Source organism: Swaminathania salitolerans, from assembly GCF_007988945.1.
In the GTDB taxonomy this organism is placed as follows: Bacteria; Pseudomonadota; Alphaproteobacteria; order Acetobacterales; family Acetobacteraceae; genus Swaminathania; species Swaminathania salitolerans.
This window is the reverse complement of sequence record NZ_BJVC01000002.1, coordinates 258,510-272,285: the sequence shown is the minus strand read 5'-3', so window position 1 is coordinate 272,285 and position 13,776 is coordinate 258,510. Positions and strand designations below refer to the sequence as shown.

Genomic DNA, 13,776 nt, shown 5'->3' with positions numbered 1-13,776 from the left:
GTTACCTGCCGCCCCCGGCTTCCGTGGTCGGCGGGGTCAGAAGCGCCTGGGATTTGAGCACGAAACTGCCATTCGTAACCACCGTCTCGCCCGGCTTGAGTCCCTCGGTGATCACGATCTCTCCGTCGAGATCGGGGCCCTTGACGATCTTTCTGGCCTCGTAATGCGTCTCGTCGCGCCGGACGAACACGCAATCCTGCGAGCCGATCGTTTGTATCGCCGTATCGGGAACGATCGCGCCGGAAACCTTGCGCGATGAGAAAAGACGCGTTTTCACGAGCATCTCGGGCCGGAGCTGGCCGTGCCTGTTCGCGACCAGACTGCGCACCAGAACATGGCGCGTCATCGGATCGACACTCCCCTCGATCAGCTCGATCCGTGATTCGATGGGGGCGACATCCGGCGCGGGCCAGGTGAGCTGGCGTCCACCGCGCGTGAGATGCGCAGCCTGTTGCTCACCGACCTGGGACACCACCCAGACATGGGAGAGATTGTCGATTTCTACCGCCGCCTTGCTGCGATTGGACACTTCCTCTCCCACGCTCACGGTGATCTTGTCGACGATGCCGTCTATGGGCGAGATGACGGCCGAATGCAGGCCCTGTGTGCGCTCCGAACTCGAACTGAAGCGGGCGAGACGTTCGCGTTCGTTCTGAACGAGCGCTTCGCTGCGCTTCACGGCGCCCTCTGCATCCCGCAATCTCGACAGACGGCGCTGTGCCTCGCCTCTGGATACGGCGCCACCCTGCAACGTACGGGCGCGGTGATAGGACAGGCTGGCGTCGTCCCTCAGGGCCTTCTGCTGCTGCAGGGCCGCTTCTGCCGAGAGCAGACGCTGACGCTCATCGCTGAGGCTGAAATCGTCATAGGTGAACAGGACCTGACCGCGCTTGACGATCTCGCCCGGCGTCACGAGCACGGATTGTACCCTGCCCTGCCCCACCGGATGGATCCGGGCGCTGCGCCTGTCGTCCTGATCGATATAGGCCGGCACGTCGATATGGGGAGGAAGCGCGCCCGCTTTGGCGACGGCGACGTGGATCGCCTCGCGTTTGAGGGCCTCACGGGAGATTGCGATCGGGTGATCGGGCCAGCCGGATGCGGCCAGAGCGGGAGAAGCCAGAGCGGGAGAGGCCATACCGAGGAGGAGCATGCCGATCGGCAGAAGAGTGCGCTTCATGGATAATTTCCTGCCATCAGGCTCATTCGGATCATGGCGGCGTGCCAGATCACATCGGCTTCGGCGGCTCTCTGGCCCGATTCGAGGGCGGATCGTCTCGCGCGGAGATATTCGATGACGGGCGCCTCGCCGACACGCCATGCGCGTTCGAGATCCGCCGCGCGCTGATCGAGCGCCTGACGGGCGGTGTTGGTATGTTTCAGCATCACCAGAGCCGAGCTGAGTCGCGCCCGGGTCTGGCGGTATTCAACGGTCACCTTGCGTTTGGCGAGGGTGGCGTCGCGTTCTGCCGCACCCATCGCCTTGACCTCTTTCATGACGATGGGCGTGTTGCGCGCCTCGCTCGGCAGTGCCACGGAGAACTGGGCACCGACCTGCGTATCCCACGGGCTGCCGTACTGCCCCTGCTTGGTCACCTGAACGCCGAGCGTGGGGTTCGGCATGTAGGAATGCCGCGCCAGATTGTAGGATGCCTTAGCACTTTTCACGAGCGCGGACGCCATGATGAGACGCGGATCACGGGAGGGATCGAGGGCGAGACGCTGTGTCCCCAGAATACGCCCGTCGAGCGACAGGATATCGGGAATATCGTCCGATCCCGTCAGGGCTTCGAGCTCGGCCCGCGTACTCTCCAGGGCCTGTTCCGCCTCGGCGATGCGGGAGTCGACATCGCCCTTCTCGCCCACGACGGCATCGAAATCGGAGGACGCGATCTCCCCGGCCCTCAGCCCGTCCTGTGCGCTATGCACCACGCGCTGGAGAATGGTGCTCGTCGCGCGCAGATTGCCGATCTTCTTCTGCAGGAGCGTGGCCGAACTCGCGAGATCGAGAACCCTGACCGCAACCAGAAGACGCTGGACGTTGATCCGGGCGCGCGACACGGCCTCGTCGGCGAGCGCGCTTCGCATGGTTGCCGTTCCCTGTCCCGGCAACCAGAGCGGTACGCTTATGGCGCCCTGATAGGTCGTGTAGCCGAGATTGCTGCCGATGAAGTGATCGTCGAGATATTCGCCCGAGACGATCGGTCCGCCCGGAAACCAGGATTCCGCAGCGCCCGCATTCGCGTGGGAGGCCTTCGCGTCGATCGAGAAGGACCGGTTGCTCGGATCCCTGACCCAGGCGGCACGCAAGGCGTCGTGGAAGCTTCCGGCACGCGCGGCGGCCGGGATCAGGCACAGGCCGAGTCCGAGCGCACAGGCAAGGACGTGCCTTTCCCTGACACGGGAGGATAGGCGCTTCGGAAGGAGGCGCTGCGATGCGCGCCTTCGGGGAATCACTGACATGGTCGGCGATCTTAGGGGCTCATCGGAGGAGAACCGCTACAAAACTTGGCTGAACGCTAAATTAAAAAATAGTGTTACAAGACAGAAACGCAAAGGCGATTCCGCCCTTGCGTTCCTCAGGAACTCACTCATCCAGAGGCTGGACGTGAGATACTTTTCCGTTACGATCGTAATAGATGACGGCATTGCCCCGACGTTGCGCATAACCGTCGGGGGTTCCGTCCGGTCGCTTGAAGAGCAGACGATGGGCATCGGCCTGTTCGATCACCTTGTCGCCCGGCGGACGGTAGCGGAACATGCTGAAATCCGCCTCCGCTTTCGGCAGGGCCGATGACCGTGCAAGCTGATGCATGTCCGGCTTCTTCTTTTCCTCGTCCTCCTCCTGGGCGAGACCCGGCGTCGAAAGCGCGAGTGTCCAGAGCGTCGAAAGGCCGAATGCCGCGAGGCCGAGCGTTGCCGGGCGGATGTGACGCGATAGCTTTCTCATGACGATGTGCTCCTTCTCCTGTCGGCTGGGCCGCCTATCCCTTGCGTGCGCCAAGGGAGGCTCCATCCATGCCGGATTGTCCGGATGACGTGCGGGTGCCCTCCGGTCCCTGCGCCTTTCCGGCAGCATCGGCAACGACATCCCTTGCACTCCAGCCACCGCCGAGCGCCCGGTAGAGCGTCACGAGATTCTGGTATCGAGCCAGCTGCACCACGATCAGCCCCTGCTGCGCCTCATAGAGGCTGCGCTGCTGCGTCAGGGTCGTCAGATAGGGATCGATGCCAGAATCGTAGCGCATGCGCGCAAGATCGTAGGCCTGACGGGATGAATGCACCAGCGCATTCAGATGCGTATCCTGAGCGAGATAGGTCTCGCGTGCGGTCAGCGCGTCGGAGACCTCCTTGAAGGCGGTCTGGACCGCTTTTTCGTACGTCGCGATCTGCTGCGCACGCCGTGCCTTGGAGATCCTGAGATTTCCGGCGTTCTGCCCCCATGTGAAGATAGGCAGGGTGATATTGGGCGAGGCCGACCAGGTTTGAGCGCCCGGCGTAAAGAGATGGCGGAACTGGAGGCTGCTTACCCCTTCCTGAGCCGTGAGCATCACACGCGGGAAGAACGCCGCACGCGCTGCGCCGATATTGGCGTTTGCCGCCTTGAGATTATGCTCGGCTGCCTGGATGTCGGGCCGGCGTGCGATGAGGTCGGAAGGCAGCCCGGCAGGCAGATTCGCAAGCATCGTCTGCGCGCCGAAAGGCGCCGGAGCCGGGAGCGTGTCCGGAAGCGGGGCGCCGACGAGAAGCTGAAGCTGATGCTCGTCCTGCGCCATCTGCCGCTCGTACTGCGCCTTGTTGTTGGCGGCCTGCTCCACCTGCGTCTCGGCCTGATGCAGGGTCAGGGCGTCGGCTTCGCCGTGCTCGTATTTGAGGCGGGTCAGGCGCAGCGTGTCCTGCTGCGAAGACAGGGTATCCTGCGTTACCCGGACCAGCTCGCGATCGGCGAGCCATTGCAGATAGGTGTTGGCAACCTGCGAGACCGTGCTGATCAGGACGGATTGGGCATTCAGCCTCGAGCCGAGCATCTCTTCCGCCTGCTGGCGCGAGAGATTGCGGATCCGTCCGAACAGATCGATCTCATAGGACGAGAAGCCGATCCCGAGATTGTAGAAGCGCAGGAGCGACACATTGCGCCCCAGACCCGGCGCGAAGGAATAGCCGGCCGTTTCCGAGGGGGCGAAATATTGCGACTGACCCGTCACGCCGATCGGCGGGAAGAGCGACGCATGTTGCACCTCGTAGCTGCCCTGCGCCTCCATGATCGCGGCAGCCTGACTGCGCAGATCCCGGTTGTTGCGCAAGGCGAGATCGATCAGGGCGCGCAAGCGGGCATCGGTGAAGAAATGCTCCCAGCCTATATCCGCCGCAGCCTGACCCCGCAGGGGGCGCGTGACGCCGGAATTGGCAGGATAGGCATTCTGCACCGGCTGGGCGGGGCGATGATATTTCGGAGCGAGGTTGCAGGATGCGAGCATCGTGAAGGCCATCAGGCCTCCTGCGAGCCGCGTGCGCTTGAGGATCTTCATGCGCCTTCTCCCTCGGATGCTGGGGCGGTCTTTTCATAGGGGTCCTTGCGATCCTTCACGCGGGTGACGCGGAACAGACGCAGGATCACGACGAAGAAGACGGGAACGAAATAGACGGCCAGCAACGTTGCCGAAACCATGCCGCCCACCACGCATGTTCCGATGGCCACACGGGCGGCCGAGCCTGCACCGGTCGCGATGGCAAGCGGAAAGACACCGCAGACAAAGGCGATGGAGGTCATCAGGATCGGGCGCAGACGCTCGCGACCGGCCTTGAGAACGGCGTCCTCGAGGCTGTCGCCATGTTCGAAGAACTCCTTGGCGAATTCCACGATGAGGATGGCATTCTTGACCGACAGGCCCACCGTGGTGAGGAGGCCGACCTGGAAATACACGTCATTGTCGAGACCGCGCAGGAGCGTGGCACCGATTGCGCCCAGAACCCCGAGCGGAAGAACCATGAGCACGGCAAGCGGAATCGCCCAGCTCTCGTACAAGGCCGCCAGACAGAGAAGGATGACGATGGCGGCGAGAGCGTAGAGCGGCCCCGTCGAGCCGCTCGATGCGACCTGCTCGAAGGACAGCCCGGTCCATGAATATCCGATGCCTTTCGGCAGGGCATTCATGATCTTTTCCATCTCCTTCATCGCCTCGCCGGAACTCGTTCCCGGTGCCGGCTGTCCCTGGAGCTCGAACGCATTGAGGCCGTTATAATCCTCGACCTTCTGGGGACCGACGATCCAGTTTCCGGTCGCGAAGGAATTGAAGGGCACCATGGTTCCTGTGGTGTTCCGGATATACCATTTGTTCAGGTCTTCCGGCGTCATGCGTGCGCTGGCCTCGCCCTCGATATAGACCTGCTTGACGCGGTCGCTGCGCATGAACTGGTTGACGTAGATGGAACCGAATGCACCCTGGATGGTGGTGTTGATCTCGGCATTGGTCACGCCTTGCGCATTGGCGCGTTCGCGATCGATATCGAGATGGAACTGGGGCTGATCTTCCAGACCCATGGGACGAACCGCCTGGAGATGCGGGTTTTTCGCCGCTTCCGAAAGCACCTTGTTCCGCGCGTCAAGCAGGGCCTTGTGTCCGAGATGGCCCGCATCCTGCAGCTCGACGTCGAAACCGGTCGCATTGCCGAGCTCCATGACGGCCGGAGGATTGATCGCATAGATGATGGCGTCCGGGTCCATCCAGAAATGCTTCATGATCTTGCCGGCGACGGACATGGTGGTGTTTTCATAGCCCGGGCGTTCGTCCCAGGGTTTGAGGCGCACGAAGAACGCGCCGGCGCTCTGCCCCTGCCCCGCGAAGTTGAACCCGTTCATCGAGAACACCGATTCCGCGATATCTCCGTAGGTGTTCATGACGTAATCGGAAATCTTGCGATTGACGGCAGCAGTCTGGGCTGCCGTGGCTCCGGGATGCATCGTGACCTGACCGAAGATGATTCCCTGATCCTCATCGGGAAGGAAGCCGGTGGGCACACGGGCGAACAGGAAGACCGCCCCCGCCGTGAAGGCGAGAAACAGGATCATGCTGATCACCCGCCCACGGACGAGGAACTTGACCCCGCGCAGATATCCGTGGGTCAGTCGATCGAAGGAGCGATTGAACCAGGCGATCGGGCCGCGCTCGTGTTTCTTGTGGGTGGGCTTGAGCATCGAGCCGCAAAGCGCCGGCGTCATGACCATCGCGACGAGGACCGACAGCCACATCGCCGCGCAGATCGTGATCGAGAACTGACGGTAGATGACGCCGGTCGAGCCGCTGAATGCCGCCATTGGCAGGAAGACCGCCGTCAGCACCAGAACGATACCCACGAGCGCACCGGAGATCTCGTCCATCGACTGGCGTGACGCTTCCTTGGGCGAGAGGTGTTTCTCGCTCATGACGCGCTCGACGTTCTCGACCACGACGATCGCATCGTCGACGAGAAGCCCGACCGCGAGCACCATGGCGAGCATGGTCAGCGTGTTGATCGAATAGCCGAATGCGGAGAGCACGCCGAACGTGCCCAGAAGCACGACGGGCACGGCGATCGTCGGGATGAGCGTTGCGCGGAAATTCTGCAGGAAGATCAGCATCACGACGAAGACGAGCGCGATCGCCTCGAGCAGGGTGATGACGACTTCCTTGATCGACAGGGTGATGAAGGGCTCCGTATCGAGCGGATAGACGGTCTTGAGGCCCTGGGGATAGAATTTCTCGAGTTCGGCAATCTTGGCGCGGACCGCGCTCTCGGTCGTGAGCTGGTTGGCTCCGGGCGCAAGCTTGAGCGCCATACCGACCGTCGGCAGATTGTTATAGAACGACGTCAGGTTGTAGTTCTGCGCGCCAAGTTCCACCCGGGCGACATCGCGGAGATGCACCTGCGATCCGTCCGGCTGCACCTTGAGCACGATTTTCTCGAACTGTTCCGGCTCGCTGAGACGCGTCGGACCGATGATCGTCGCATCGAAACCGATTTCCTTGGTGGCAGGGAGGCCGCCGAGTTCGCCGGAGGAAACCTGGATGTTCTGCTGCTGGATCGCTGACTGCACGTCGCTGACATTCAGCGCGTATTTGTAGAGTTTTCCAGGGTCCATCCAGATGCGCATCGCATATTCGGAGCCGAACAGCGTGTGATCGCCCACGCCCGAAACCCGCGAGAGCGGATCGGAGATGTTCGAGGCGACATAGTCGGAGATGTCCTGACCCGACATGCTGTTATCGGTGGAGATGAAGGCGATCACGAGCATGAAGTTCTTGACCGCCTTGGTCACGCTCAGCCCCTGATTGACGACTTCCGTCGGCAGGCGCGGCTGGGCCAGCTGCAGCTTGTTCTGCACCTGGACCTGGGCGATGTCGGGATTCGTGCCCTGGGCGAAGGTCAGATCGATCTCCATATGCCCGCTGCCGTAGGAGGAGGCAGAGAGATATTCGAGATGATCGAGACCGTACATCTGCTGCAGGATCGGCCGCACGGTCGTGTTGTTCACGGTCTCGGCCGAAGCCCCCGGATAATCGACCGTGATGGCGATCTGCGGCGGAGCGATCGACGGATATTGCGCGATCGGCATGCTGAAGATGGCGACGCCGCCCACAAGCATGATGATCAGGCCTATGACCCACGCGAAGATCGGCCTGTCGATGAAAAAACGAGACATGGAGAAACTCTTATCCTGCGTGCGCGGGCTTGGCGTCTTCGGTCTTCTCGACCGGTTTGACCTTCGCGCCCGGGTGGGCCTTCTGGATGCCGTTGAAGATGACCCGGTCACCCTCGTTCAATCCGCTGAAAAGCACCCACTCGCTTCCGACCGCATGATCGAGCTGGACCATGCGAACCGCAACCTTGTCGTCCTTGTCCACCGTGTAGACGAAGGGATCGCCCTTCGAATCCCTCTGCAGCGCCTGCTGGGGAATCGTCACCGCCTTGGGATCGACGCCCTCGGCGATCTCTGCATGAACATACATGCCGGGCATCAGGAGCTTGTCGGGATTGGGGAACTCGGCGCGCACGACCATCGTGCCGGTCGCTGGGTCGACGGTGACCTCGGTCAGCCTCAGCTTGCCGGGGATGTCGTAATGACTGCCATCCTCGAGCGTAAGCCCGACAGAGGCGGCATTGCCCTCGACCTTCTCCAGCTTGCCGCTGGCCATTTCCCGTCTCAGACGGAGCATGTCGCTGGTTGCGAGATTCACGTCGACATAGATCGGGTCCATCCGTGTCACCGTCGCGATCGCCGTCGTCTGCCCAGCCGTGACCAGCGTGCCCGGGGTCACGAGCATGCGTCCGATACGGCCGTCGATGGGCGAACGCACCTGTGTCCAGTCGAGATTGACCTTGGCGCTGTCCAGATTGGCCTGGGCCTGGGCGATATCCGCTTCCGCCTGTCGTGCGGAAGAAAGGGTATTGTCATAGTCCTGTTTGCTGACAGCATGAGCCGCGGCCAGAGGACGATAGCGTTCGAGCTGCGCCTTGATGCTCAGGGACGCAGCCCTGGCATGAAGCAGCTGCGCACGGGCCTGATCGTAGCTTGCCTTGAAGGGCGCCGGATTGATCACATAAAGGAGCTGCCCGGCCTTGACGTCGGTTCCCTGCTCGAAACAGCGCTTTAGTATGAGTCCGCCGACCTGCGGCCGGATCTGCGCCTGTTCGAAGGCCTCGACCCGTCCCGGCAGGGATGTGCTCGTCTTGAGCGCGTGGGGATGAATCGTCACGACCCCGACCTGCTGCGGCGGAGGTTGCTGCGCCTTGTTTTCGTGTTTGCAGCCGCCGAGATCGAGCGTGAGCAGGGCCAGGGGAATGACCTTGAGCGAAAGACTGGTCGTGCTTCTCATACTCCACCGGGAATGCAGAAAATGGGAGGGGCGAACTCGCATGCTGGCGCTATCCAAACTGACGACTGGGTTGAGCCCGAAAGCTACGGGGACAGGCAATCCGAAAAAGACTTTCGGAAACCCTTGAGTTTCTTATGCGTAGGGAACTATACGGTTTCCGAAATCCGGTCAACGGATCGGATGAAGTTCAAGAGCGGTTTTTCGCAATACGATGTCAACTAGAGAATCCTTCCCCCCATCCACCCGGAAGGGGGAGCGTCCCTGCGACGCGCGGCGTCAATGCGGGCGTCCGCCCGTTCTTGCGGAAGAGGAGCGGCGCGAGCGGATTTTCGATGCCGCGGAGATCGTGCTCCAGCAGCACGGTTACAGCGGAGCTTCCATGGACCGCATCGCGCGCTGTTCCAACATGTCGAAAAAGACGCTCTACCATATGTTCGCGTCCAAGCAGGAGATGGTCGAGCTCCTGCTCAAGGACAGGCTCCTGCTGTCCGAGCTGCGCGATCTCAGGCTTCAGGGCGAAACGGTCGAGGCGCAGCTCATCTTCGGTCTGGAGGCCCTCCGCGATGCCATGATGGAGGAAAAGCGCCTCAATCTCATCCGTGTCGTGATCGCGGAGGTTTCGCGCAACCCGGAAGTCAGCCGCTTCGTACGGGAGTTCTTTTCCAGTGCGAGCGAGCCTTTTCCTCTCAAGATCTGGCTCACCCGGCTGAGGGACGAGGGCAGGATCCGGGTCGACGATATCGAAGAGGCGTCGGACATGCTCTATGGCAGCGCGCTCGCCACGCTGATGCTGTGCGAGCTCACCCATTGCAGGCCCGTGAATTACTGGCGGGACAACCCGGACTATATCCCGCGCGCCGTTCGCAGTTTTCTTGTCGGAGCGGGACAGGCCGGGTCGTGCTGCGCAGCGGTTGCGCAGTCCTGAAGCAAGGCTTCACCGATAGACGAGACCGCCATCGGTGAGGATGGACTGACCCGTGATGTAATCGGACTCCTCACTGCTGAGGAAGGCGACGAGGGCCGCGACGTCATCGGCTGTCTGGGCGCGTCCGAGGGCGATCCCATCGACATATTTCCTGTAGGTCTCGCCCTTCCCGCTTCCGGTCAGCTCTGCGAAACGGGCGTCGATCTCGAGCCACATATCCGTGCCGACGATCCCGGGGCAATAGGCATTCACCGTGATGCCGGCGCCCGCATATTCGCGGGCTGCGGCTTGCGTGAGACCGCGCACGGCGAATTTCGTGGCCGAATAGACACCGAGCATCGCGAAACCCTCATGTCCCGCGATGGAACAGGCATTGATGATCTTTCCCTTGTGTCCGCGCGCGATGAATTTCGCAGCTGCCGCCTGCATCCCCCAGATCACACTCTTGATATTCACGTCGAGGATGCGATCGACCTCGCTTTCCGTGACCGACGCGATCGGGTTTACCTGAGCGATGCCCGCATTGTTGATCATGACATCGAAACCGCCGAGCGCGCTCTCGGCCCGATCGACGGCGGCACGGATTTCGTCGCGTTTGCTGACATCGGCCGTGATGACACATGCCTTGCGGCCCAGAGCCTCCGTCTCCTCACGGACCGTTTCGAGCTTTTCCCTGTTGAGGTCGAGGAGGGCGATATTCGCTCCGTCGCGTGCAAGGCGCAGCGCTATGCCGCGCCCTATACCCTGCGCGGCACCTGTGACCAGAACGGTCTTTCCTTGGAGTTTCATCAGAACGCCCTCCCCTTTCTGCCCTCCGAAGCCAGGTGCGGGGAGTGTTCTCCAACCGGAATGGGCCCGTCCAGCGGGGATCCCATCATAACAGCGTGAGCGCAGCGCCTTGCCTGCCCTCCGGGTCAGGCAAGGCAAGGCGTGCGACCGGTGGCGCCATGCCTGCGGTCAGGAGACGAGATGGCCTTCCTTGTCGACGAGTTCGATCGGGTAATCGCCGGTGAAGCAGGCGTCGCAATAGCGTCCTTCGGCATCGGCGCGGTCGTCATGACCGAGCGCGCGATAAAGCCCGTCGAACGAGATGAAGGCGAGCGAATCGACGCCGATGGCTTCGGCCATCTGCGCGACCGAGTGCGTCGCGGCGAGAAGCTGGCTCTCCTCGGGGGTATCGATCCCGTAGAAGCACGGATGCCGCGTCGGTGGAGAGCTGATCCGCATATGGACCTCGGTCGCGCCTGCCGCGCGAACCATATCGACGATCTTGCGCGACGTGGTGCCCCGAACGATCGAGTCATCCACCAGAACCACGCGTTTCCCCCTGAGCGCCGGCGCATTCGCCGAATGCTTCATCCGGACGCCCAGATTTCTGATCTGGTCCGTGGGCTCGATGAAGGTCCGGCCGACATAATGATTGCGGATGATCCCCATCTCGAAGGGGATCCCGCTTTCTGCCGCATATCCCATGGCCGAGGGAACACCGGAATCGGGCACCGGAACGATGACGTCGGCCTCGACCCCGCTTTCGCGCGCGAGCTCGACGCCGATCTGCTTGCGGGCCTCATAGACGGAATGGTCTTCGAGGATGGAATCGGGGCGGGCGAAATAGATGTACTCGAACACGCAAAAGCGCGGGCTCGTCTTGCCGAAGGGGCGCAGCGAGCGGATGCCCTCATCGTCGATGATGACCATCTCTCCCGGCTCGACATTCCGTACGAACTCCGCGCCGACAATATCGAGCGCGCAGGTCTCGCTCGCGAGCATCCAGCCACCATCGGCAACACGCCCCAGGATGAGCGGACGGACGCCGAGGGGATCGCGTAGTCCGATCAGGAAATCGGGCGTCAGCGCGACCACCGAATAGGCGCCCTTGACCTGCTTTGCCGCATCGACGAGGCGCTCGAGCACCGTGGCGTAGAGCGAGATCGCGATCAGATGAACGAAGACCTCGGTATCCGTGGTGGACTGGAAAAGGCAGCCGCGTTTGACCAGAGCGCGCCGGAGCGTCGCGGCATTGGTCAGATTGCCGTTATGAGCCACGGCGAGGCCGCCGAACTCGAAATCCGCATAGAGAGGCTGGACATTGCGCAACAATGTGCCGCCAGTCGTAGCGTAGCGGTTATGACCGATGGCCGACTTGCCCTTGAGGGTTCCCATCATGCGCGCATCGCTGAACACGTCGCCGACGAGGCCGAGGCCCTTGTGCTGCCAGAAGCGTTCGCCGTCATGGGTGACGATGCCGGCGGCTTCCTGACCGCGATGCTGGAGGGCATGCAGCCCGAGCGCGGCGAGCGCCGCCGCATCGGGTGCGCCCCAAATGCCGACGACGCCGCATTCCTCATAGGGGCGGCCGGAGGTCTCTCTGGTGGTGGAAGTCATGGTCGGGCGGCGCTCCTGGAGATGAGGACGCAAGGGCGTACAGGGACGAAGGCGATCAGAACGCAGCGTCATGACCTGTTGCGGGCGGCAAGGCAAGACGAAGTTGCGAAAGTCGCGGGGCGAACTCCTGCAGGAGCTGCACTCCGCTCTCGATATAGGGAGCGACCCTGCTCCCTGCGATCGCCTCGCGCGCGATCATGTGTCCCATGGTGGAAACCAGCGCGAGAAAGAGCACGACGAGGAGGATGTAACCGCGCGCCAGCCCGAAGACCAGGCCGAGAAGTCGGTCGATCCCGCCATCGAGAATGCCGCGCAGGGCGGCGGCAAAGCGCAATCCGATGGAGGAAAGCACCAGCAGCAGAACGATGAAGGCCACGACATAGGAAAGGGCGGTTCCGGCGTGGGATTCATGCAAATGCGCCTCGAACCATGGCGTCATCAGCGGAGCGACGCGGGCGGCGAGCAGAAACGCCCCGACCCAGGAGATCAGACTGAAGATTTCCCTCGCGAAACCCCGGGCGCCACCCCAGAGGGCGGACGCGCCCAGAACGACGAGCGCGACGATATCCACGTTTTCGCTCATCAGGGCAGTTTGGTCGATGAGGGACGCCAGAATTTTCGCGGTTTTGCCTGAGGCGCTGGCATGTCTTTGTTGAGCTGCGTGAGCAGGTTCCCGAGCTGAGTACGATGATCGATTTCGCGCCAGATATCGGACACATCGATCTCCCGCGCAACCCAGAGATCGACCAGCGCGTCGAGAAAGGCCGCACTATGCGTGACCAGAAGATCGGGCTGGTCGCTCACATAGAGTGTCGTACAGCGTATCGCCTCATGCGCCAATGCCTGCTGCGCCAAATCCTGTTGCAGTGATGTCTGTTGCGTTGATGCTTGGCGCGCAGACGTATCGGGTCCGGGATCCGCCGGGTTTGCGTCCCCCCTCACGTGCCCCTTCGCGCCCGACGCATTCCGGACAGAAGCGTCTTTCCCGTCCGTTGTGGGATCGCGGTTTTCGCCCGACGCCGCCGGTTTGCGCAGCGCCTGGTCCGGTTGTCTGCGTTCGGGGAGACGGTCGAGTATATGCGGCTTCACCGAACTGTCCTTCATACTGACGGCATATGGATACGTCGCGAGCATGGTCAACAGTTCTGCTGAGTGATTCGTTAATTTAACGATTTTTAATCAGAGAATAGGAGGCGAACCCTCGGGCCGCGATGTCGCGCCGGGCCGTCCGGGCGATCCGTCAGGCGGGTCAATGCGAAACCGTATGAGAGAAAAGATTGACCACGACGACACCGGCGATGATGAGACCGAGCCCGATCATGGCCGGTGCATCCAGAGCCTGCCGGAAAACCACCCAGCTGATTGCCGAGATAAGCACGATCCCCACTCCGGACCAGATTGCATAGGCGACACCGGTGGACATGACCCGAAGCGCGAAGGACAGCGCGAAAAAGGACAGGGAATAGCCGCACACGCTGAGCAGACCCGGGAGGGGCCGGGTAAAGCTGTCCGACATCTTGAGCATTGTCGTCGCGAAAACTTCGGTCACGATGGCAATGGCGAGAAAGAGATACGTCATCACGTCAACCAGTGCAGGGCCGGGCCGAAGGC

General features: G+C 62.1%; 12 protein-coding genes. 1 reads left to right on the top strand and 11 read right to left on the bottom strand.

Translation table 11 applies throughout. From position 1 onward, the window contains the following. Nucleotide 1 precedes the first annotated feature (1 nt). The 6 genes from SSA02_RS05315 to SSA02_RS05290 form a co-directional block, all read right to left on the bottom strand. Nucleotides 2-1,180 (bottom strand): efflux RND transporter periplasmic adaptor subunit, encoded by a 1,179-nt coding sequence (locus SSA02_RS05315; protein ID WP_147092905.1) that lies wholly within the window; start codon nucleotides 1,178-1,180, stop codon nucleotides 2-4. Continuing rightward, complete coding sequence (locus tag SSA02_RS05310; RefSeq protein ID WP_147092904.1) at nucleotides 1,177-2,463, bottom strand: TolC family protein; 1,287 nt, start codon at nucleotides 2,461-2,463, stop codon at nucleotides 1,177-1,179. The genes SSA02_RS05315 and SSA02_RS05310 overlap by 4 nt, the downstream gene beginning before the upstream one ends. Before the next feature lie 124 nt (nucleotides 2,464-2,587). Further along, nucleotides 2,588-2,950, bottom strand: coding sequence for a hypothetical protein (locus tag SSA02_RS05305; protein ID WP_147092903.1), 363 nt, complete (start codon nucleotides 2,948-2,950; stop codon nucleotides 2,588-2,590). A gap of 34 nt (nucleotides 2,951-2,984) precedes the next feature. Further along, nucleotides 2,985-4,529 carry an efflux transporter outer membrane subunit gene (locus SSA02_RS05300; protein ID WP_246103649.1) on the bottom strand — a complete coding sequence of 515 codons (1,545 nt, stop codon included), beginning with the start codon at nucleotides 4,527-4,529 and terminating at the stop codon, nucleotides 2,985-2,987. Next, the gene (locus SSA02_RS05295; protein WP_147092902.1) at nucleotides 4,526-7,681 is read right to left on the bottom strand and encodes an efflux RND transporter permease subunit; all 3,156 of its coding nucleotides are present in this window, start codon (nucleotides 7,679-7,681) and stop codon (nucleotides 4,526-4,528) included. The genes SSA02_RS05300 and SSA02_RS05295 overlap by 4 nt, the downstream gene beginning before the upstream one ends. A 10-nt stretch (nucleotides 7,682-7,691) precedes the next feature. After that, nucleotides 7,692-8,855, bottom strand: a complete 1,164-nt coding sequence (locus SSA02_RS05290) for an efflux RND transporter periplasmic adaptor subunit (protein WP_147092901.1) — start codon at nucleotides 8,853-8,855, stop codon at nucleotides 7,692-7,694. A gap of 211 nt (nucleotides 8,856-9,066) precedes the next feature. Here SSA02_RS05290 and SSA02_RS05285 point away from each other — a divergent pair, with 211 nt between their 5' ends. Continuing rightward, nucleotides 9,067-9,780: a TetR/AcrR family transcriptional regulator gene (locus tag SSA02_RS05285; protein WP_147092900.1), complete on the top strand. Its 714-nt coding sequence runs from the start codon at nucleotides 9,067-9,069 to the stop codon at nucleotides 9,778-9,780. A 9-nt stretch (nucleotides 9,781-9,789) separates the two neighbouring features. Here the strand turns inward: SSA02_RS05285 and SSA02_RS05280 are convergent, their stop codons facing one another. The 5 genes from SSA02_RS05280 to SSA02_RS05260 all read right to left on the bottom strand — a co-directional run bounded on the left by SSA02_RS05280 (nucleotide 9,790) and on the right by SSA02_RS05260 (nucleotide 13,744). Further along, complete coding sequence (locus SSA02_RS05280) at nucleotides 9,790-10,569, bottom strand: acetoin reductase (RefSeq protein ID WP_147092899.1); 780 nt, start codon at nucleotides 10,567-10,569, stop codon at nucleotides 9,790-9,792. Nucleotides 10,570-10,737: 168 nt separating this feature from the next. Then, nucleotides 10,738-12,165: an amidophosphoribosyltransferase gene (gene purF, locus SSA02_RS05275; RefSeq protein ID WP_147092898.1), complete on the bottom strand. Its 1,428-nt coding sequence runs from the start codon at nucleotides 12,163-12,165 to the stop codon at nucleotides 10,738-10,740. A 55-nt stretch (nucleotides 12,166-12,220) separates the two neighbouring features. Continuing rightward, nucleotides 12,221-12,748 carry a CvpA family protein gene (locus tag SSA02_RS05270; protein WP_147092897.1) on the bottom strand — a complete coding sequence of 176 codons (528 nt, stop codon included), beginning with the start codon at nucleotides 12,746-12,748 and terminating at the stop codon, nucleotides 12,221-12,223. Then, complete coding sequence (locus SSA02_RS05265) at nucleotides 12,748-13,020, bottom strand: hypothetical protein (protein ID WP_147092896.1); 273 nt, start codon at nucleotides 13,018-13,020, stop codon at nucleotides 12,748-12,750. Before SSA02_RS05265 ends, SSA02_RS05270 begins: the two co-directional genes overlap by 1 nt. A gap of 394 nt (nucleotides 13,021-13,414) precedes the next feature. Then, nucleotides 13,415-13,744 carry a DMT family transporter gene (locus SSA02_RS05260; RefSeq protein WP_147092895.1) on the bottom strand — a complete coding sequence of 110 codons (330 nt, stop codon included), beginning with the start codon at nucleotides 13,742-13,744 and terminating at the stop codon, nucleotides 13,415-13,417. Nucleotides 13,745-13,776: the final 32 nt, after the last annotated feature.

What these genes read in the sequence shown, in the direction of transcription:
- SSA02_RS05295 (WP_147092902.1), bottom strand. Translation starts at nt 7,681, where the DNA reads ATGTCTCGTTTTTTCATCGACAGGCCGATCTTCGCGTGGGTCATAGGC.
- purF (WP_147092898.1), bottom strand. Translation starts at nt 12,165, where the DNA reads ATGACTTCCACCACCAGAGAGACCTCCGGCCGCCCCTATGAGGAATGC.
- SSA02_RS05300 (WP_246103649.1), bottom strand. Translation starts at nt 4,529, where the DNA reads ATGAAGATCCTCAAGCGCACGCGGCTCGCAGGAGGCCTGATGGCCTTC.
- SSA02_RS05280 (WP_147092899.1), bottom strand. Translation starts at nt 10,569, where the DNA reads ATGAAACTCCAAGGAAAGACCGTTCTGGTCACAGGTGCCGCGCAGGGT.
- SSA02_RS05315 (WP_147092905.1), bottom strand. Translation starts at nt 1,180, where the DNA reads ATGAAGCGCACTCTTCTGCCGATCGGCATGCTCCTCCTCGGTATGGCC.
- SSA02_RS05260 (WP_147092895.1), bottom strand. Translation starts at nt 13,744, where the DNA reads ATGACGTATCTCTTTCTCGCCATTGCCATCGTGACCGAAGTTTTCGCG.
- SSA02_RS05290 (WP_147092901.1), bottom strand. Translation starts at nt 8,855, where the DNA reads ATGAGAAGCACGACCAGTCTTTCGCTCAAGGTCATTCCCCTGGCCCTG.
- SSA02_RS05285 (WP_147092900.1), top strand. Translation starts at nt 9,067, where the DNA reads ATGTCAACTAGAGAATCCTTCCCCCCATCCACCCGGAAGGGGGAGCGT.
- SSA02_RS05305 (WP_147092903.1), bottom strand. Translation starts at nt 2,950, where the DNA reads ATGAGAAAGCTATCGCGTCACATCCGCCCGGCAACGCTCGGCCTCGCG.
- SSA02_RS05310 (WP_147092904.1), bottom strand. Translation starts at nt 2,463, where the DNA reads ATGTCAGTGATTCCCCGAAGGCGCGCATCGCAGCGCCTCCTTCCGAAG.
- SSA02_RS05270 (WP_147092897.1), bottom strand. Translation starts at nt 12,748, where the DNA reads ATGAGCGAAAACGTGGATATCGTCGCGCTCGTCGTTCTGGGCGCGTCC.